General features: G+C 73.0%; 17 protein-coding genes and 2 pseudogenes. 6 read left to right on the top strand and 13 right to left on the bottom strand.

Annotation, left to right across the window (positions count from 1 at the left end; genetic code table 11):
* Positions 1-125: 125 nt before the first annotated feature.
* Positions 126-1574 carry a hypothetical protein gene (locus tag TU30_RS03820; RefSeq protein ID WP_042164476.1) on the bottom strand — a complete coding sequence of 483 codons (1449 nt, stop codon included), beginning with the start codon at positions 1572-1574 and terminating at the stop codon, positions 126-128.
* 180 nt (positions 1575-1754) lie between these two features.
* Positions 1755-2032: pseudogene (locus TU30_RS36850) on the bottom strand (XRE family transcriptional regulator).
* A gap of 363 nt (positions 2033-2395) precedes the next feature.
* Between TU30_RS36850 and TU30_RS03810 the strand changes: the two are divergent.
* Positions 2396-5017 carry an ATP-dependent Clp protease ATP-binding subunit gene (locus tag TU30_RS03810; protein WP_078878089.1) on the top strand — a complete coding sequence of 874 codons (2622 nt, stop codon included), beginning with the start codon at positions 2396-2398 and terminating at the stop codon, positions 5015-5017.
* A gap of 67 nt (positions 5018-5084) precedes the next feature.
* Here the strand turns inward: TU30_RS03810 and ggt are convergent, their stop codons facing one another.
* Positions 5085-6911 (bottom strand): gamma-glutamyltransferase, encoded by a 1827-nt coding sequence (gene ggt, locus TU30_RS03805; protein WP_042164473.1) that lies wholly within the window; start codon positions 6909-6911, stop codon positions 5085-5087.
* Positions 6912-7076: 165 nt separating this feature from the next.
* Between ggt and TU30_RS03800 the strand changes: the two genes are divergently transcribed.
* Entirely contained in the window at positions 7077-7871 is a 795-nt protein-coding gene (locus tag TU30_RS03800) for a hypothetical protein (protein ID WP_042164471.1), read from the top strand.
* A gap of 420 nt (positions 7872-8291) precedes the next feature.
* On the opposite strand, the gene TU30_RS03795 is transcribed toward TU30_RS03800, so the two are convergent.
* The 4 genes from TU30_RS03795 to TU30_RS03780 all read right to left on the bottom strand — a co-directional run bounded on the left by TU30_RS03795 (position 8292) and on the right by TU30_RS03780 (position 11601).
* Positions 8292-8702 (bottom strand): DUF6278 family protein, encoded by a 411-nt coding sequence (locus TU30_RS03795; RefSeq protein WP_042164469.1) that lies wholly within the window; start codon positions 8700-8702, stop codon positions 8292-8294.
* A 72-nt stretch (positions 8703-8774) separates the two neighbouring features.
* Positions 8775-9554 carry an exodeoxyribonuclease III gene (locus TU30_RS03790; RefSeq protein ID WP_042164467.1) on the bottom strand — a complete coding sequence of 260 codons (780 nt, stop codon included), beginning with the start codon at positions 9552-9554 and terminating at the stop codon, positions 8775-8777.
* Positions 9555-9617: 63 nt separating this feature from the next.
* Entirely contained in the window at positions 9618-10253 is a 636-nt protein-coding gene (locus tag TU30_RS03785; RefSeq protein WP_042164465.1) for an MBL fold metallo-hydrolase, read from the bottom strand.
* 49 nt (positions 10254-10302) lie between these two features.
* Entirely contained in the window at positions 10303-11601 is a 1299-nt protein-coding gene (locus TU30_RS03780; RefSeq protein WP_042164463.1) for an alpha/beta fold hydrolase, read from the bottom strand.
* A 313-nt stretch (positions 11602-11914) separates the two neighbouring features.
* Here TU30_RS03780 and TU30_RS36375 point away from each other — a divergent pair, with 313 nt between their 5' ends.
* Together TU30_RS36375 and TU30_RS03770 are read left to right on the top strand one after the other, a co-directional pair.
* On the top strand, positions 11915-12073 hold the full coding sequence (locus TU30_RS36375; protein ID WP_042164461.1) for a hypothetical protein: 159 nt from the start codon (positions 11915-11917) through the stop codon (positions 12071-12073).
* 50 nt (positions 12074-12123) lie between these two features.
* Positions 12124-12597 (top strand): winged helix-turn-helix domain-containing protein, encoded by a 474-nt coding sequence (locus TU30_RS03770; RefSeq protein ID WP_107068364.1) that lies wholly within the window; start codon positions 12124-12126, stop codon positions 12595-12597.
* A gap of 98 nt (positions 12598-12695) precedes the next feature.
* Here TU30_RS03770 and TU30_RS36835 read toward each other — a convergent pair whose 3' ends face one another.
* Positions 12696-12815: an IS3 family transposase gene (locus TU30_RS36835; RefSeq protein WP_234307762.1), complete on the bottom strand. Its 120-nt coding sequence runs from the start codon at positions 12813-12815 to the stop codon at positions 12696-12698.
* Between the two features lie 138 nt (positions 12816-12953).
* Positions 12954-13100 (bottom strand): annotated as a pseudogene (locus tag TU30_RS38185) (IS3 family transposase); the annotation flags it as partial.
* A gap of 186 nt (positions 13101-13286) precedes the next feature.
* Here TU30_RS38185 and TU30_RS03755 point away from each other — a divergent pair.
* Entirely contained in the window at positions 13287-13625 is a 339-nt protein-coding gene (locus TU30_RS03755; RefSeq protein WP_234307761.1) for a hypothetical protein, read from the top strand.
* A gap of 31 nt (positions 13626-13656) precedes the next feature.
* Here the strand turns inward: TU30_RS03755 and TU30_RS36370 are convergent, their stop codons facing one another.
* Both TU30_RS36370 and TU30_RS03745 read right to left on the bottom strand, forming a co-directional pair.
* Positions 13657-14019 (bottom strand): hypothetical protein, encoded by a 363-nt coding sequence (locus tag TU30_RS36370; protein ID WP_042164458.1) that lies wholly within the window; start codon positions 14017-14019, stop codon positions 13657-13659.
* An 89-nt stretch (positions 14020-14108) separates the two neighbouring features.
* The gene (locus TU30_RS03745; RefSeq protein ID WP_042164455.1) at positions 14109-15122 is read right to left on the bottom strand and encodes a LacI family DNA-binding transcriptional regulator; all 1014 of its coding nucleotides are present in this window, start codon (positions 15120-15122) and stop codon (positions 14109-14111) included.
* 372 nt (positions 15123-15494) lie between these two features.
* Between TU30_RS03745 and TU30_RS03740 the strand changes: the two genes are divergently transcribed.
* Positions 15495-16460, top strand: coding sequence for a glycoside hydrolase family 6 protein (locus tag TU30_RS03740; RefSeq protein WP_042164453.1), 966 nt, complete (start codon positions 15495-15497; stop codon positions 16458-16460).
* A 362-nt stretch (positions 16461-16822) separates the two neighbouring features.
* Here the strand turns inward: TU30_RS03740 and TU30_RS03735 are convergent, their stop codons facing one another.
* Both TU30_RS03735 and TU30_RS03730 read right to left on the bottom strand, forming a co-directional pair.
* The gene (locus TU30_RS03735; protein ID WP_234307760.1) at positions 16823-17470 is read right to left on the bottom strand and encodes a hypothetical protein; all 648 of its coding nucleotides are present in this window, start codon (positions 17468-17470) and stop codon (positions 16823-16825) included.
* A gap of 81 nt (positions 17471-17551) precedes the next feature.
* Entirely contained in the window at positions 17552-17857 is a 306-nt protein-coding gene (locus tag TU30_RS03730; protein WP_042164450.1) for a hypothetical protein, read from the bottom strand.
* Between the last annotated feature and the right edge of the window lie 20 nt (positions 17858-17877).

The raw sequence follows: 17877 nt of genomic DNA, 5'->3' as shown, positions 1-17877 counted from the left end.
GAACGTAAGCCCCTCGGAGGGCCTTGCCAAGAGCATCGTCGTGAAGCCGCGGAGTCGATCGTGTTTCGCACTCCGGTGGGTGAGTCCCCGCGGCGGCCGGCCGGGGCCTGTCCGGCGGGGCCCGGTCAGGTGGTGAATCCGGCGACGCGCAGGGCGTGCAGCAGGTCCCAGTACCGCTCGTCGGAGACGCCCCGGGCGGCACCGAGGAGCAGAGGGACGAGCCGCTCGGGCCCGGGGGCGGCGCTGCGGGCCGCCTCCGCGGGAGTGCGCATCCTGACGTGGGCGTCGAGGAGCGTGCGCACCTCGCGGTGGCGGTGCTCGGCGTCCAGCGCGAGGACCGCCCGGCCGGTTTCCTCGGCGGGCCGTACGACGCCCTGGCGCAGGATCTGCTCGCCGTCGTCCGCGTGCCCCGCCGCGGTCAGCGCGTCGGCCGCGGCGACCAGCCGGTCGGCGGGCAGGGAGGCGGCCTCCCACAGCAGCGTCGTCCAGTCGGCGCCCAGTCCCGCGCTCCGCATCCCCTCCGCGAGCAGCGGGAGGCGGTCGGCGGGCCACGACGCGGCCTCGGCGAGCAGGGCGTGCGCCTCGCCGCTGCGCCCGTCGCGGCGCAGCCGCGCGAGGGTGCCGACGAGGCGGTCGGCCTCCTGCCGCTGGGCTTCGTCGACGGGATCCCCGGCCGCCCACGACGCACCGCGCGCGCCGGGACGCGCCCGCTCCTCCCCCGCGTCGTCGGCGACCCCCGCGAAGCGTGCGCCGCGCGGGGTGCGGGCGGCACGGGCGACGGGGGCGGGCTCCGGGGCGGGGGCGGGTCCCGGCCGGGGCACGGGCTCGGGCGGGGCGGCGGAGGCCGGTACGACGACGGGGGCCGCCTCCTCGTCCGCCGCACCGGCGAAGCGGGCGCTGCCGCGACGCCGTTTGCGCTGCCCGGGCACGGGGGCGGGCCGGTCGGCGGGGGCGTCGCGACGGGCGGTCTCCCGGTCGGGGCCCGCGCCGGGTGCGGGCGCCGGACCCGGTACAGGTGCGAGTGCCGGACCCGGTACGGATACCGGGCCGGGGGGCGTCTGCCGTAGCCGTCGGTCCAGGGCGGCCGCGCGGTCCCGGAGTTCCGCGCACCGCGCGGTGGCCCGGTCGTGGTCGTCGCGGGCCCAGGCGAGGTCGACGCCGAGCGCGTCGGCCTCCGCCCGGGTGGCGGCCCGGGTGAGGGCAGCGCTCAGGTGCGCGTGCCGCTCCGCCGCGTACTTCTGCTCGCGGAGCATCACGTCGATCCGGTCACCGAGCGCCTCCCGGGCGCCGGGCCGGGCGTCGCACGCGGCGAGGGCGGCGGCGTGCAGGCCGCGGGCCTTCGGCTCCTCGGACTCGGCGGCACCTGCGCCGTGGACGGTGCGCAGGTCCTGGAGCAGCGCCTCCACCACGTCCCAGGGCGGCACCTCACGCCCGTCGAGACACGCCCGCATGCCGTCGGGGTCCCGGTGCCAGAACACCGCGCACCAGCCGTCGGACGGGTCCAGCCGGGCCAGCAGCCCGTGCAGGTAGTCCGCGAACTCCCGGATCCGGACCGGGAGCTTCTCCACTGCCATAGCCAACTCCCGCTGTAACCGGAGGACTTCGCCCCGTAGGCAACACCCCTCGTGTTACGGGTGCGCTACAGGGAGTTTTCCGGGAGTGGGCAAGGTGCGCCTGCGGGGCCCGGCAGGGGCCCGCAGGGGCCCGCAGGCGCCCGGCAGGCGCCCGGCAGGCGCCCGCCCGGGGCCTTCGGCTCAGGGGGCGGCCGCCGGTGGCGCGACCGGCGCGCACCGGCCCACCGGCGCGACCGTCGACAGGCCGGGGGTGCGGGTGCGGGCGGTCACCGTGAAGAAGGCCGGAGCGGGAGCCCGCCCGGTCCCGATCCTCCGGAGGGTCTCCGGGGAGATGCCGGCGCTCGCGGCGACCTGCGTCGTGCCGCGGTCGCCGCGCACCTCACGCCTCACGCCTCGCGCAGCAGCCGGCCGAGCCGCTCGCCGCGTTCGGGTTCCCGTTCTCCGGGGGTGAGAGGCACGCACCATGCCCCCCTCGCGCCGGTATATCAATTGGCGCGGTGGAGTTGAGGCCGAGCCCTCCCGCACGGGCCCTCCCGCGCAAGCCCTCCGGAGCGTGCCCCACCCGGTGACGTGGTTCCGAGGTGCTGCCCCCGAGCGATCGTGCGAGGGTGTTCTACGAGCGCGCCGCGCCCACCACACGTCAGGCAGCACGTCGAAGGCGGCACTCGCACCGCGGGGTCACTCATGTGTGCGACCGGGAGGCGGCCGGGCACCCGCGTCCGGACCGTACGTCGAGCAGTGAGCGCGCCCCGGGCCTCCTTCAGGTTCCCGGGTCCGCCCGGCCCTGGGGGATCCCGCAGGGGCGGGCGGAACGGATGTCCATGAGCAGCGGGTTCACGGGTCCGGAGGGCTACGGCTCGGACCCCTTCGGAGAGTTCCTCGCACGTTTCTTCGGCGGGCCGCGCCCCCGGCAGGTCGACATCGGCCGGCTGCTGAGCCAACCGGCCAGGGACCTGGTGCGCGGTGCCGCGCAGTACGCCGCCGAGCACGGCAGCCGCGACCTGGACACCCAGCACCTGCTGCGCGCCGCGCTGGCCACCGAGCCGACCCGCGGCCTGCTCAGCCGGGCGGGCGCGGACCCCGACTCGATGGCGTCGCAGATCGACGAACGGTCCGGGCCCGTCCAGTACGGCCCGGACGACGCCCCGCCGCCGACGTCGCTCTCGCTCACCCCCGCCGTCAAGCGGGCCCTGCTGGACGCGCACGAGATGGCCCGGTCGACCGGGGCCGGGTACATCGGCCCCGAGCATGTGCTCAGCGCCCTGGCGGCCAACCCCGACTCTGCCGCCGGGCACATCCTGGACGCGGCCCGGTACGCCGCCGCCGGAGGGCCGCCCGACGCACCGGACCCCGCGCCGCCCCGCCCCGAGCGGCCCCGCACCGCCACGGGCACGCCGACGCTGGACCAGTACGGCCGTGACCTCACCGAGCTGGCCCGTGAGGGCCGCATCGACCCGGTGATCGGGCGGGAGGAGGAGATCGAGCAGACCATCGAGGTGCTCTCCCGGCGCGGCAAGAACAACCCGGTGCTGATCGGTGACGCGGGCGTCGGCAAGACCGCCGTGGTGGAGGGGCTGGCGCAGCGGATCGCGGACGGGGACGTGCCCGACCTGCTGATGACCCGGCGGGTGGTCGCGCTGGACCTGACGGCCGTGGTCGCCGGGACCCGGTACCGGGGCGACTTCGAGGAGCGGATGACCACCATCGTCGACGAGATCCGTACCCACTCCGACCGGCTGATCGTCTTCATCGACGAGCTGCACACCGTCGTGGGCGCCGGAGGCGGCGGCGAGGGCGGTTCGATGGACGCCGGCAACATCCTCAAGCCGGCGCTGGCCCGCGGCGAGCTGCACGTCGTGGGCGCGACCACGCTGGAGGAGTACCGCCGGATCGAGAAGGACGCGGCGCTGGCCCGCCGCTTCCAGCCGATCATGGTGCCGGAGCCCACACCGTCCGACGCGATCGCCGTCCTGCGCGGTCTGCGGGACCGGTACGAGGCCCACCACCAGGTCCGTTACACCGACGAGGCGCTGGTGGCGGCCGTCGAGCTGTCCGACCGCTATCTCAGCGACCGCCGTCTGCCGGACAAGGCGATCGACCTGATCGACCAGGCCGGCGCCCGGGTGCGGCTGCGGTCCCGGACCAAGGGCACGGACGTGCGCGCCCTGGAGCAGGAGCTGGAGCAGCTGACCTGCGACAAGGACCAGGCGGTCGCCGACGAGCGGTACGAGCAGGCGACACAGCTGCGGGACCGCATCGGCGAGCTGAGGGAACGGATCACCGAGGTCGGTGGCGAGGGCCGGGTCGACGAGGGCCAGAGTCTGGTGGTGGACGCCGAGGCGATCGCGGAGGTGGTGTCCCGGCAGACCGGCATTCCGGTCAGCCGTCTCACCGAGGAGGAGAAGGACCGGCTGCTGGGTCTCGAGGAGCACCTGCACCAGCGGGTCGTCGGCCAGGACGAGGCGGTGCGGGTGGTCGCGGACGCGGTGCTGCGCTCGCGGGCCGGGCTCGCCAGCCCCGACCGGCCGATCGGCGGTTTCCTGTTCCTCGGGCCGACCGGCGTCGGCAAGACGGAACTGGCACGGGCGCTGGCCGAGGCCCTGTTCGGCAGCGAGGACCGCATGGTCCGCCTCGACATGAGCGAGTACCAGGAGCGGCACACCGTCAGCCGGCTGGTGGGCGCCCCGCCCGGGTACGTCGGCCACGAGGAGGCTGGTCAGCTGACCGAGGTGGTGCGCAGGCATCCGTACTCGCTGCTGCTGCTCGACGAGATGGAGAAGGCGCATCCGGACGTCTTCAACATCCTGCTCCAGGTTCTCGACGACGGCCGGCTGACCGACTCCCAGGGCAGGACGGTGGACTTCGGCAACACCGTGATCGTGATGACGAGCAACCTCGGTTCCGAGGCCATCACGCGGCGCGGCGGGGCGCCGGGCTTCTCCGCCGGCGGCGCGGACGCGGACGAGGAGGCGCGGCGGGAGCAGGTCCTGCGGCCGCTGCGGGAGCACTTCCGGCCCGAGTTCCTCAACCGGATCGACGAGGTGGTGGTGTTCCGTGAGCTGACCGCCACGGAGCTGCGGCGGATCACGGACCTGCTGCTGGAGGCGACGCGGCGCGGGCTGCGGGGGCAGGGTGTCGCGGTCGAGTTCACCGAGGCGGCCGTGGACTGGCTGGCGCGGCGCGGCCACCAGCCCGAGTACGGGGCGCGGCCGCTGCGCCGCACCATCCAGCGGGAGGTCGACAACCAGCTCTCCCGGCTGCTGCTGGACGGCACGGTCAGCGGCGGCGACCGGGTGACGGTGGACGCGGCGGACGGAAATCTCACGTTCCGGACGCAGGCGGGGACCGGCACCGCGGCCGGCGGCGGGTCGACGGCCGGCACCGGCACCGGCACCGGCACCGGCCGTGAGGAGCCTCCAGCACCCGCGCCGCCCGAACGGTGAGCGCGCGGGCGCCCCTTCCCACCGGGGGCGCGGGCGCCTTCGCCTTCCCGCCGACCGGGCCTGCGGCCTACCGCGCCGGGCGCACCACCATCGCCGAGCCGCCTCCCCGGCGGGTCTTCTCCGCCGCGGCGACCCACCGGCCGTCCGGCAGCCGCTGCACCGCGGTGGTCGCGCCGATCTCCGGGTTGGGCTGGAAGGAGTGTCCGACGGCCTCCAGCTTCTGTCGTACGGCGCTGTCGTACAGGCCGGGTTCGAGGTCGGTGCGGGCCGTGTTGCGCTGGCTGGCGCGCGGCGCGGCGATCGCGTCGACCAGCGGCAGACCGCGGTCGAGGAAACCGGTGAGGGTCTGCAGCACGGTGGTGATGATGGTCGAGCCGCCGGGCGAACCGAGCGCCACGACCGGCCGGCCGTGGCCGTCGAGCACGATCGTCGGGGCCATCGAGGACCGGGGCCGCTTGCCGGGACCCGGCAGGTTCGGGTCGTGGACGGCCGGGTTCGCCGGGGCGAAGGAGAAGTCGGTCAGCTCGTTGTTGAGCAGGAACCCGCGGCCGGGCACGGTGATGCCGCTGCCGCCGGTCTGCTCGATGGTGAGGGTGTAGGAGACGACGTTGCCCCAGCGGTCGGCGGTGGTGAGGTGCGTGGTGCTCTCACCCTCGTACGTCGTCGGGGCCGCGGGGCCGCCGGTCGCGCAGGGCGCGGGGTCTCGCGGGTCGCCGGGGGCGAGCGGGCTGGTGAGGACGGCGTCGTCCTGGATGAGGCACGCGCGGGAGTCGGCGTACCGCTGGGAGAGCAGTTCCTTCGTCGGTACGTCCTCGAAGGCGGGGTCGCCGACCCAGCGGCCCCGGTCGGCGAACGCGATGCGGCTGGCTTCGATGAGGCGGTGCAGGTAGCGGGCGTCGTCGGCCCGGGAGAGGTCGGTGCGCTCCAGGATGTTGAGGGCCTCGCCGACGGTGGTGCCGCCGGAGGAGGAGGGCGCCATGGCGTAGACGTCCAGGCCGCGGTACGACGTCCTGGTGGGCGGCTGGGTCGTGGCCCGGTACGCCGCGAGGTCCCGGGCCGAGAGGTCGCCGGGGCGGGCGTTCCAGCCGGAGTCGGGGTCCACGGGCGGCTCGTTGACCGTGTCCACGATGTCCCGGCCGATGGCGCCCCGGTACAGCGCGTCGACGCCCTTCCGGCTCAGCTCCGCGTAGGTGCGGGCGAGGTCGGGGTTCTTGAAGGTGGTGCCGACGACCGGGAGTCCGCCACCGGGAAGGAACAGCTCGGCGGTGTCGGGGAAGTGGCGGAAGCGGGCCTCGTTGGCGGCGGTCTGGGCGCGGAAGGTGCTGTCGACGGTGAACCCGTCGCGGGCCAGCTTCTCGGCGGGTCTCAGGACCGTCCGCAGGGGTTTGCTCCCCCACTTCTCGAGCGCCCGCTGCCAGGTGGCCGGGGTGCCCGGGGTGCCGACGCCGAGGCCGCTGCTGACGGCTTCGGCGAAGGGGACGGGAGTGCCGTTCTCCAGGAAGAGGCCGGAGTCGGCGGTCAGCGGTGCGGTCTCGCGTCCGTCGATCGTCCGCACGGTGCGGGAGCCGGCGTCGTAGTGGACGAAGTAGCCGCCTCCGCCGATACCGGCCGAGTAGGGCTCGGTGACGCCGAGGGCGGCGGCGGTGGCGACGGCCGCGTCGACGGCGTTCCCGCCCCTTCTGAGGATCTCGATGCCGGCCGCGGAGGCGTCGGCATCGACGCTGGAGACCGCTCCGCCGTGGCCGACGGCCACCGGGGTCTTGGCAGGCGGCGGGGCAGGGGTCCGGCCGGGCCCGCCCTGCGTGCCGGTCGTCGGGGGCGCTGCCGCTCCCGCCGAGACCACCACGGCGGTGACCGCCAGAACCGTCAGCTTCCGTCCGACACGATGACGCATCCGCACCTCCGTTGAAGGGCCGTTCCCGCAGCCTAATTCATCGCCATGCCCACATCAGGTACGTCGTGGGACACACCGTGGGGCGTGCCGTCGCGGTTTCCCCGGACGCCCTTCCCCCGGACGTCTCGAACACGGGTTTGCCCAAGCCCGCTAGCATGCGCGCCCATGAGTGACGACGTACGCAACATTGTTCTGGGTGTGGTCGCCTCCGGCCTCTTCGCCGCGCTGGGCTGGATCGCCCGTACCTACCTGTGGAAGCGCAGGCTCCGGCGCAAGCAGGCCTTCTTCGGACTGCCGGACCACTCCGAGTCGCTCCTCGTCGTCAACCGTGATCCGGCCACGGCGGAACCGGCCGTGCACCGCTTCGACGTGTTCTCGCTGCTGGAGCTCTCGGCGCTGATCAAGGACTGCGGGGCGCACGTCCAGGTGGTCACGCAGGACATGGTCCATCAGGGTTTCGGCGAGCGCACGGAGTTCTGCGTGGGGGGTCCCGCGTCGAACCGGCGGATGGTGGCCCACATGGCGGCGATGCTGCCGGGGGTGCGCGTCAACATAGACCCCGAACCGGGCCCGGACCGGGCCGCCTTCCGGATCGGCACCGAGCTCTACCGGATGGAGCCGGGGGTCAGGGAGTACGTCCTGCTCGCCCGGCTCACCGCCGGTGAACGGCCCGACACCCGGCCCGTGTTCCTGTTCTGCGGCCAGCGCGCGATCACCAACCAGGCCGCCACCCGCTACCTCGCCCGCCATCACGAACGGCTGGCACGCAAGCACGGTTCCCATTCCTTCGTCCTGCTGCTGAGGGTCGTCAACTCGCAGGCGTACGGTCCTGATGTCGTCGAGGTGGTCGGGGACGTGACCCGCGCCGCGCAGACCCCGCTGCCGGTCCCCGCCGAGTCCTCCGCCGACCCGGCACCCGCTCCCGCGCCCGCCTCGCGGAGGAAGCAGCAGAAGCCCTGAGCCTCCCGCAGGGCGCGCGGGCGGGTGACGACCGGGCGCCACCCGTCCGGCGCGCAGCTGACCTTCTGCCCGCCGGCGAACGACCCGTGGCACGGGCCGTCTTCGCCACGCGGGCAGTGATCTCCGGCTGCCGCCGGGCGGGACTGGCCGTTGTGAACCGCCGCCCCTCGGATGTGGGACGGTGGGCCCCTCCCGGCGGCGGTGTCCCCGCTTTGACCGCGAAGTCACCTTCCTCACCGGGACGGAGAAAACATCGTAGTCGAGGCCGGGGGCGGACGTCCCCGCGAGCCCCCCGCCCACTGCTCGAGAATCCTGGAGCGGACCTGGAGAGGAGGTGCCCGGCCCGGCCGCTGTCCGGTGCGCGCCGGCGGAGTGCGGGAGCGGTCGGGGGCGGTCGGGACCGGAGTGCCGGCCGGTGTCTCAGGCCTCCGCGACCTCGGCGTACAGCTGGGACAGTTCGGGCACCCCGCCGGCGGCCCAGGCGTGCCCAAATTCCACGACGTCGAACTCCCGCCCGGAGGCGAGCCGTACGACGGGCTGACCGTCGGGGCGGATCTCCCAGACGGCTCCTGGAACAGTGCGCACGACGACCGTGCCCAGATACAGCCCCACGTCGTTGCCCAGCCAGGTCAGGGTGTCCTCGTCGTCCCGCCAGCTTCCCGGGACCATCTGGTCCAGCGCCTCCAGCGAGGCCGGGGAGTCGTCCAGCCGGACACCGGCCCGCGCCACCTGGGAACGCAGCAGTTCGCACTCGGCGAGGAGTTCCGCGAGGCCTTCGGGGTCGCGGACTTGGAGATTCCGGCGCCGGTTGCCCAGGAAGGGGATGTTCATCCCTCCAGGGTGACATTCGTACCGCCGTCCGCACCACAGGGCGCGCGGGCAACTGCCGCCGGGGGCGGGTGATCACACGTCCAGGTCGACCACGACCGGCGCGTGGTCCGAGGCGCCCTTGCCCTTGCGCTCCTCACGGTCGACGTAGGCGTCGGAAACGGCCTTGGCGAACGGCTCGTTGCCGTACACCAGGTCGATGCGCATGCCGCGGTTCTTGGGGAAGCCGAGCTGGCGGTAGTCCCAGTACGTGAAGGGGTGGTCGTACTTCAGCGGGCGCGGGACGACGTCGGTCAGGCCGGTCTCGCGCAGGGCCGCGAGGGCGGCGCGCTCGGCCGGGGTGACATGGGTGGAGCCCTCGAAGGCGGCGCGGTCGTACACGTCGTCGTCGGTCGGCGCCACGTTGTAGTCGCCGAGTACCGCGAAGGGGCGGCTGCCCGCCGCGTCACCGGCCACGGCGGCCTTCAGCGCCTCGAACCACCGGAGCTTGTACGCGTAGTGCGCGTGGTCGACCTCACGGCCGTTGGGCACGTACACCGACCAGACGCGGACCGGGCCGCAGGTCGCACGGACGGCACGGGGCTCCGACGAGCCGTCGTAGCCCGGGTCGCCGGGCAGGCCCTTGACGACGTCCTCGAGGCCCACGCGGGAGAGCACCGCCACGCCGTTCCACCGGCCGGTGGCGTGCACCGCCGACTCGTAACCCAGCTCGCGCAGTTGCTCCACCGGGAACTGCTCCTCGGCGACCTTGGCCTCCTGGAGGCACAGCACGTCCGTGCCGCTGCTCTCCAGCCAGGCCAGGAGCCTCGGCAGACGGGCGGTGATCGAGTTCACGTTCCAGGTCGCGATGCGCATGTCCCACAACCTACCGGGCACCTCGGACGATGTCCGGCCGGCGGCCACCGGCCGCGGCCCGGCTCACAGCTCGGCCGTCGCCCCCGGGGCCAGCCGCAGGTGCGGAGCACCGCCGAGGGCGCCGATCTGGCGGTCGTAGATCGGCCGGGCCAGGTCGGTGAGCAGGGCGTCGTGGATGTCGTAGGCGCGCTCCGGCCGGACCTCGCGGACGTAGTCGATGACCTCCGAGATCTTGTTCCAGGGGGCCATGACGGGGAGCATCAGCGTCCGGACCGGGTGGTCGGGGACGGTGAGGGCGTCGCCGGGGTGGAAGAGGGCACCGCCGTCGACGAGGTAACCGACGTTGGTGACCCGCAGGATGTCCGGGTGGATCACGGCGTGCAGTTCGCCGTGCACCTGCACCTCGAAGCCCGCGGCGGTGAACGTGTCGCCGTGGCCGACGGTGTGCACCCGGCCGGGGAACGCGGCCGAGAGCTGGTCCGCGACAGACTTCAGGGTCCAGACCCCGGCGGCCGGGTCGGCCTCCAGGGCGGCCCTGAGCCTGCCCTCGTCGAAGTGGTCGGGGTGCTCGTGAGTGACGAGGAGGGCGTCCGCGCCGAGCGCGGCGTCCTCCTCGCTGAACCCTCCGGGGTCGACGACGAGGGTACGGCCGTCCTTCTCCAGGCGGACGCAGGAGTGCGACTTCTTCGTGAGCCTCATACGTCCATCCTGCCTCCACCGGCCCCCTCCGGCACGAGGCACCCGGGTCTCACTCCTGGGGTGTGGTCTCCTCACGGACGACCTGCTGGGCCACGCGGAACGCGCTGTTCGCCGCGGGGACACCGCAGTAGACGGCCGTCTGGAGCAGGACCTCCTTGATCTCCGCGGGGGTGAGGCCGTTGCGCAGGGCCGCCCGGGTGTGGACGGCGAGGTCCTCCAGGTGGCCGCCGGCGACCAGGGCGGTGAGGGTGACGCAGCTGCGGGTGCGCCGGTCCAGGCCGGGCCGGTCCCAGACCTCGCCCCAGACGGAGCGGGTGACGTACCCCTGGAAGTCGCCCGAGAAGTCGTCGCTGTGGGCCAGCACCTGGTCGACGTGCGCGTCGCCCAGCACCTCCCGGCGGGCCTTCATCCCCGCTTCGTACGCGTCGGTCCCGCCGTCCTGGGCCTGCTGCGGGACGGCGGCGGCGATCTCCGCGACGGGCCCGGCCTGCTGCGGCACGACCACCTGCCCCGCCCTGACCTGGACGGCGGGCAGGGCGACGTGTCCGGTGACGGACTCGAAGGCGGGCTGCCAGGCCGTGGAGAAGTGCCGGACCAACAGGTCGGTGACGGCTGCGGGCTGCTCCACCGGCACGAGATGGGAGGCACCGGGCACGACGGCCAGCCGGGCGTCCGGCACCCCGGCGACCAGCGTACGGGCCTCGGCGGGGCCGGTGACCTGGTCGTCCGAGCCGACCAGCACCAGGGTCGGCACGCCGACGCTGGCGAGTTCGGCCCGTACGTCGAACGAGGCGAGGGCCTCGCAGGCGGCGATGTAGCAGCCCGGGTCCGTGGTGCGCACCATCTGCACGGCCCACTCGGTGATCGCCGGCTGCGCGGCCGCGAAACCGCTGGTGAACCAGCGGTCGGGCGAGGTACGGGCGATCGGGTCGAGCCCGTTCGTCCGGACGACCACCCCGCGCTGGCGGAACTCGTCGGCGGTGCCGAACCGCGGCGAGGCGGCGATCAGGGCGAGGGAGGCGAGGCGTCCGGGATGCCGCAGGGCCAGTTCGAGGCCGATCGCGCCGCCGAGCGCGCAGCCCGCGTAGCCGAAGCGCTGCACGCCGAGGCCGTCGAGGGTGGCGAGCAGCCGTGCGGTGAGATCGCCGACCGATCCCCCTGGGTGGGCGGGGGCGCCTCCGTGTCCGGGCAGATCGAACCGGAACACACGCCACTGCTTGGTCAGTTCGGGGATCTGCCGGTCCCACATGTGCCATGTGGTACCCAGTGAGGGCCCCAGGATCAGAACCGGAGCGTCTTCCGGCCCGTCAAAGCGGTATTGCAGGGTGTTCGGTGGTGTCTCGCTCACGCCCCAGACCCTCTCACGTCTCACGAAATCTCACACAGCCCGAGGAAGCCGGCGGCCCGATGCCCCCGCGGCTCGACTCGTCGGGCACTGCCGACGGCCTCGTCGATCGAGTCCTAGCCTTTCGGCGTGTACGCGCGCCCCTGACGCAGCGCGGCCTGCCGACCGCACTCTCGCCCGGTCCCCCGTCGACGCACTGCTTCCTCCATCAGCACAGCTGCCAGCTGTTCCGAGTTTGCAGCAAAGCATGTGGCGCCGCCCCGATGAATGGGACGACGTAGCGGGAAACCTTTCGAGCCACTCCGGCCAGCACCCGATGACCACCCTCTACGCCCACGTCCGACCCCGCCTCCAGCGAGACGTCATCGACACCCTCAGCACCGCCCTCGACAGCCCGGTGACCGCCGAGACAGTCGGTGCCGACGGCGGCGAACCGCCGCCCTGCACCACAGTCGTCCGTCAGCGTTGCCGCTGAGGTTGAAAGGGTGGGGTGACAGCGGGCGTTGGCGGTGCTGCATCCTCATCGTGCGGTATGCGGATGGCGGTGTTCTGACCGCCGCGGGGCGGGTGAAGCGTGAAGCAGTGCGTTTCGAGGCCGCGGAGATGTTCGGGCAAGGGGTGCGGCCGCCGGGGGTGGCCCGCAGGTTACGGGTGTCGCGGAAGTCGGCGTACGCCTGGCACGCCGTCTGGCGCGACGGCGACAGGTCGGCCCTGGTCTCCGAGGGGCCTGGCGGCTTTCCCTGTCAGCTCAACGATGCCCGGGCGGCGCGGCTGCAGGCCGCCCCGGCGGCGCACGGCTGGAGGGAGGACCAGCGGTGGAACTTGGCGAGGGTCGCGGAGCTGATCCATCGGCTGTTCGGGCACCGGTACACGCCACGAGGGGTGTCGCATCTGCTGCACCGGCTGGGCTGGTCGCCGCAGGTCCCCGCACATCGGGTGGTCGGGCGGAACGAGCAGGCCGTTGAGTTGTGGCGGATTGAACCGTTCCGGGTTCGGTAGAGATCTCAGACGTTGGGTGTGACCTGGGGTTTCGTAGTTGCGAGGTAGTGGTTGTTCTCGTATTCGACCGGTGGGACGTGGCCTATCTCACCGTGGAGTCACCGGTGGTTGTACCAGTCGACGTACTCGGCGGTGGCGAGCTCGACGTCGGACAGCGTCCTCCACGGCCGCCTGGGCTTGATCAGTTCGGTCTTGAACAGGCCGATCGTGCTCTCCATCAGTCGTAGGCGTCGCCCACCGATCCGATGGAAGCGGCAATGCCGGCGGTCTCCAGATGGTCGACGAGCCGGAAACTCGCGTACCTGCGACCCGGCATCCGAGCGGTGTATCAACTCGCCCGGCCGAAGGGGGTGCTGGTCGCGGTCGCGTTGCCGCAGCGCCATCTCCGGGGCGTCCAGCACGAAGACCGTTTCCTTCACGGTGGCCGCGGACCAGCCGACGACCCGGCGGGAGAAGGTGTCCACGACGAAGGCGACGCAGACGACACCTGCCCAGGTCCTCACGTGGGTGAAGTCCGCGACCCGGCACCGGTTCGGGGCACCGGTGCCGGGTCGCGGTCAACGAGGTCCGGGGCCCGGTCGGCCTGACCGCCGGGCAGCGTGGTGATCACGCGCCGGCCGCCCGAACCCGGAACGGTTCAGCTGTTGCATCAGCGCGGCTGGAGGACGGCGTTCACGGTCGCTGAAAAGGTGAACGCGTGGGCCGCCCTGGTGAGCGCCATCGAGCGCGGCTACGGCGACGACATCCACGAGTACACCAACGACCTCTACTGCCGGAACTGGCTGCACGAGGCGTGGCTCCTGCCGGACGAACACGTCGTCCAGCTCTGGACCCCGCGGATCAAAGCCTTGGACGCGCGGTGCAAGGCCGCGACCATCGGCGACGACGGCCAAGCACTCGATCAGTTCCACAGGCTGCCCGGCCCCGACCTGTGGTGGTGGCGGCGCCACCCCCGCATCCTCACCGGAGACCTTGGGCGTTCGCTTCGCTCGGCCGGTGCCATCGGCGCCGCCCCGGACACGGCATGACCCTCAGCCTCGTGGGGTTACGGGACAGCGCTTACGATCGGGTGAGCCGAAGAACCACGGCGACGATGCGGCCGATGTCGCGTACTGCGATGAACTGCATGGCCTGGTCCGGGCGCATCAGGAAGGACAGGTGTCCTCGGTCGGGGCCCGTTTCGGGGATCACCGGGAGCTCCATGAACGCGGCCGGCCGAATGATGGCGCCGGCGACGTCCAGATTCCGGACATGGGCTTCGATGTCGACGGCGGGGGTGGTGCGGTCGAGCCGGCGGGGCGGGTGCCGGGCGCGACGGCCGAGCAGCGCCATGGCGGCCGGTACCGGGGTCATGCGGACCACGAACGCATCGATGACGCCGGGCTGCTCGCCGGCAGCGACGCCTTCCTGTACGTGGCGCACGGGAAAACCACCGTCGGCGCGGCCCGCTCCTGTCCCTCCCGGACGGCAAGCCGGCCTCCGCGTCGACAGCCGAGGCCGGGTCACGGCCGTCAGGCGCTGGAGCGGACGACCAGGCGGGTCGGAAGGATCAGCGGGGTGGGGTCCCGCCCGTTGACGAGCGCGACGAGCATGCGCGCCATCTCCCGTCCGAAGGCCTCTATGGGCTGGTGGACGGTGGTGAGCGGTGGATCGGCGATCCGGGCGACCGTCAGGTCGTCGAAGCCGACCACGGCGACGTCGGCGGGGACCCGTCGGCCGGCTTCCCGCAACGTGCGCAGCGCTCCCGCCGCCATGTTGTCGTTGGCGGCGAACACCCCGTCCACCTCGGGACGGCTCGCCAGCAGTGCGGCCATGGCGGCGGCTCCGCTGGGTTCGGTGAAGTCGCCCTCCCGCGGAGGGAACGGATCGAGGCCGGCGCCCAGCATGGCGTCCCGGTAGCCGCGGTACCGGGCGCGCCCGGCCTCGGTGTCCAGACGCCCGCAGATCGCGGCCACGCGCCGGCGGCCGCGCGAGACCAGGTGCTCGGTCGCCTCGCGCGCTCCGCCGACGTTGTCGACGTCCACGTACCACCGGGGAGTCGAACCGACCGGGCAACCACCGAACACGACGGGCATCTGCGCCTCGTCGGCCATACGGGCCAGCGGATCGTCCTCGCGCAGCGCCATCAGCATGACCCCGTCCGCGCCCCTGGACCGAAGGAGTTCCTCGACCCGTTTGCGGCCCCGGTCGGAGGCGGCCAGACAGAGCATCAGATGCAGGTCGGCCTCCTCCAGGGCGGCCGACGCCCCCACGATCACCTGGGCGAAGAACGGATCGGCGAAGATCGACGGGTCCTCTCCCGAGACGACCAGGGCGGCCGCTCCCGTCCGGCGCGTGGCCAGAGCGCGGGCGGTCGGATTGGGTACGTACCCGAGTTGCCGGGCGGCCCGTTCCACCGCCTCGCGCTTGGCGCGGCTGACGTGCGGAGCGTTGTTGAGGGCGCGGGAGGCCACGGAGCGGGAGACACCGGCGCGTTCGGCCACCTCGTCGAGCGTCGGCTGCCGACGCGGCGCATCCTCTGCCATGAAGCACGAGCCCTTCCCCCTCGACCGGACGGGCAGCGTCTCACCTCGGCCCATGCCACTGCCACCCGCCCGGTGGACGACAGGGGACCAGCGAGGATCCTCAGCGGCCGGCCAACTGGAAGCGCTTCCAGTTTCAGCCCCGCCAGACCTCCGGGCATGCACGTCGGTGAAGATGCTTGCGCATTGACCCTTGACAGCTCAGCTGCCCCGTCCCACCATACCGACCACACCCCAACGGTTTCGCCGCGCTATTGGGAGCGCTTCCAGTGGGAGCGCTCCCAGAAATGATCGTGCCACCGCACTTCTTCAGCGCGTCGCAGGCTCGGGACGAGAGCGTGCGACGCATCCCTGCCAGGAGAACGAGGTTCAGTCATGCGCCGTAGACTCCGCGCCTTGGCCGCAGCGCTCTTCGCTCTGCCGCTGGCGTTCACCGCCGCACCGTCCGCCCACGCGGCCGACCCGACCACCATGACCAGTGGGTTCTACGTGGACCCCGACTCCAGTGCGAAGAGGTGGGCGGCCTCCCACCCCGGCGACGGCCGGGCCGCCGCGATCAACGCGTCCATCGCCAACACGCCGATGGCCCGTTGGTTCGGTTCCTGGAGCGGCGCCATCGGCACCGTCACGGGTGCCTACGTCGGAGCGGCGGACCACCAGGACAAGCTGCCCGTCCTCGTCGCGTACAACATCTACCACCGCGACCACTGCGGCGGGCACTCCGCCGGCGGAGCCGCTTCGCCGTCCGCCTACGCCGACTGGATCGCCCAGTTCGCCGGCGGGATCGGCAACCGCCCGGCCCTCGTCGTCCTCGAACCGGATTCCCTCGGGGACTACGGCTGCATGACCCAGGCTCAGATCGACGAACGCGAGGGCATGCTCACCGGCGCCCTCGCCCAGTTCAACCGCCAGGCTCCCAACACCTGGGTCTACATGGACGCCGGCAACCCGCGCTGGGCCGACGCGGCGACCATGGCCCGGCGCCTCCACGAAGCCGGCCTCCGCCAGGCCCACGGCTTCTCGCTCAACGTCTCCAACTACATCACCACCGCGGAGAACACCTCCTACGGCAACGCCGTCAACAGCGAACTCAGCGCCCGCTTCGGCTACACCAAGCCGTTCGTCGTGGACACCAGCCGCAACGGCAACGGCTCCGACGGACAGTGGTGCAACCCCTCGGGCCGCCGCATCGGCACGCCCACCCGGACGGGCGGAGGAGCCGAGATGCTCCTGTGGATCAAAACCCCGGGCGAGTCGGACGGCAACTGCGGCGTCGGAGCCGGCTCCGCGGCCGGACAGTTCCTCCCCGAGGTCGCCTACAAGATGATCTACGGCTACTGATCGAGGGCTCCCGCCGCCTGCCCCTGCGATCGGCAGTCCGCCGGGGTGGCGGGCGGGCGGCGGGCAGCGCCTCGGCGTGGAGCTTTTCCGCTGCGGGTCAGCGGCAGTTCGGTCCGGTGCACGAGAGCGGCGGGCCGCATGCACTCCGGCAGCAGGGCGGCCAGGTGGGCGCGGAGCGCGTGCGGTGGTGCCGGGCTGCGGCTCGGCGGTCGGCAGGGCGGGCGGGGGCGCGGAGCGCGTCCTCGTCGGGAGTCCGGTCCGCGCCGTGGTGGCCGGGGAGGCTGGACAGCGCTCCACCGGGAGACGCCGTCCTTCGGGGGCGGACCGAACGATCCGCCCCCGGGCGCGTGTTCTTACGGGCCTCAGTTCGCGCGCTGCTCCTTCACCAGCCGCTTCGCGCGGTCGCGACGGGACGGGGCCAGCACGTCCACCGTCACGCCGGCGCCCTCACCGGGCGTGGCCTCGGCCAGACGCAGCCGGTCGGCGAGCCCTCGGACCGACGCGTCGTCCGGGCCGCGGTCGATGTAGAACAGCGACTCGTCGACCGGGTCGTCGTCGCCGCCCCAGCGCACGACGCCCTCGCAGTCGGCGAGGATGTCGCGCACCGTCAGCACCTGGAGCGGGAAGAGGCTGCCGCTCGCGCCGGCGCCCGGGCGGATCCGCACCGCGGTGCCCGAGGCGAGGTTGGACACCGGCTTGTCCTTCTGCAGGCCGTCGATCCGCTGCCAGCCCGCCAGGTCCACGCGGGGCAGCCGCTCGACCTCGTAGTGGAATCGGCGGACGACATGAAGCAGGATCGCCTCCACGTCGCCGATCCTGATGTCGACCTCCAGGCCGGTGCCCGGGACGGAGCGCGTCCAGACGGTGGAGACGTGGTTGGCCTCCTTCTCCAAGGTCCAGCCGTTGGCTGAGGTGAGGGCCTTCTTCGGCGCGTTCACGGGGGCGGCCGCGGGGGCGGCCGTCGCGGTGACGGGGGCGAGGGAGCCGGTCGCCGCGGCGGCCGTGATCACGCCGGCGGTCCTCACCAGGGTTCGTCTCGATATCCCGTTCACGCTGCCGCGCCTGTCGGTGTGCACGTCTTGGTTCCCTTCTTAGGGTGAGTAGATGATCAGCGCCGTGGTCGGCAGGAAGGTGGCCAGGGCGCTGAGCCACCAGTAGGTGCGCGGGGTGAGCGAATTCCGGCGCGCGAGGGAGCGGTTCACGGACAGCCAGAGCATGGCGTAGGGGACGACGACAATGGCCGCGATCGGCAGCCAGAGCACCATGGGGTCGTTGTCCGTCGGCTCGGGGCCGCTGATCCAGCTCGCTGCGAGGAACCACAGGATCCAGATCGGTATCACGCCCGGGACACCGAGAAGCACGTTCGCCCCCAGGGCCGCCTGCCACCGTCCGGTCATTGGTCCCGTCTTCCTTCGTT

Source organism: Streptomyces sp. NBRC 110035, assembly GCF_000829695.1.
Lineage (GTDB): Bacteria > Actinomycetota > Actinomycetes > Streptomycetales > Streptomycetaceae > Streptomyces.
The sequence above is the reverse complement of the archived record's forward strand: the minus strand, read 5'-3'. Positions and strand labels throughout refer to the sequence as shown.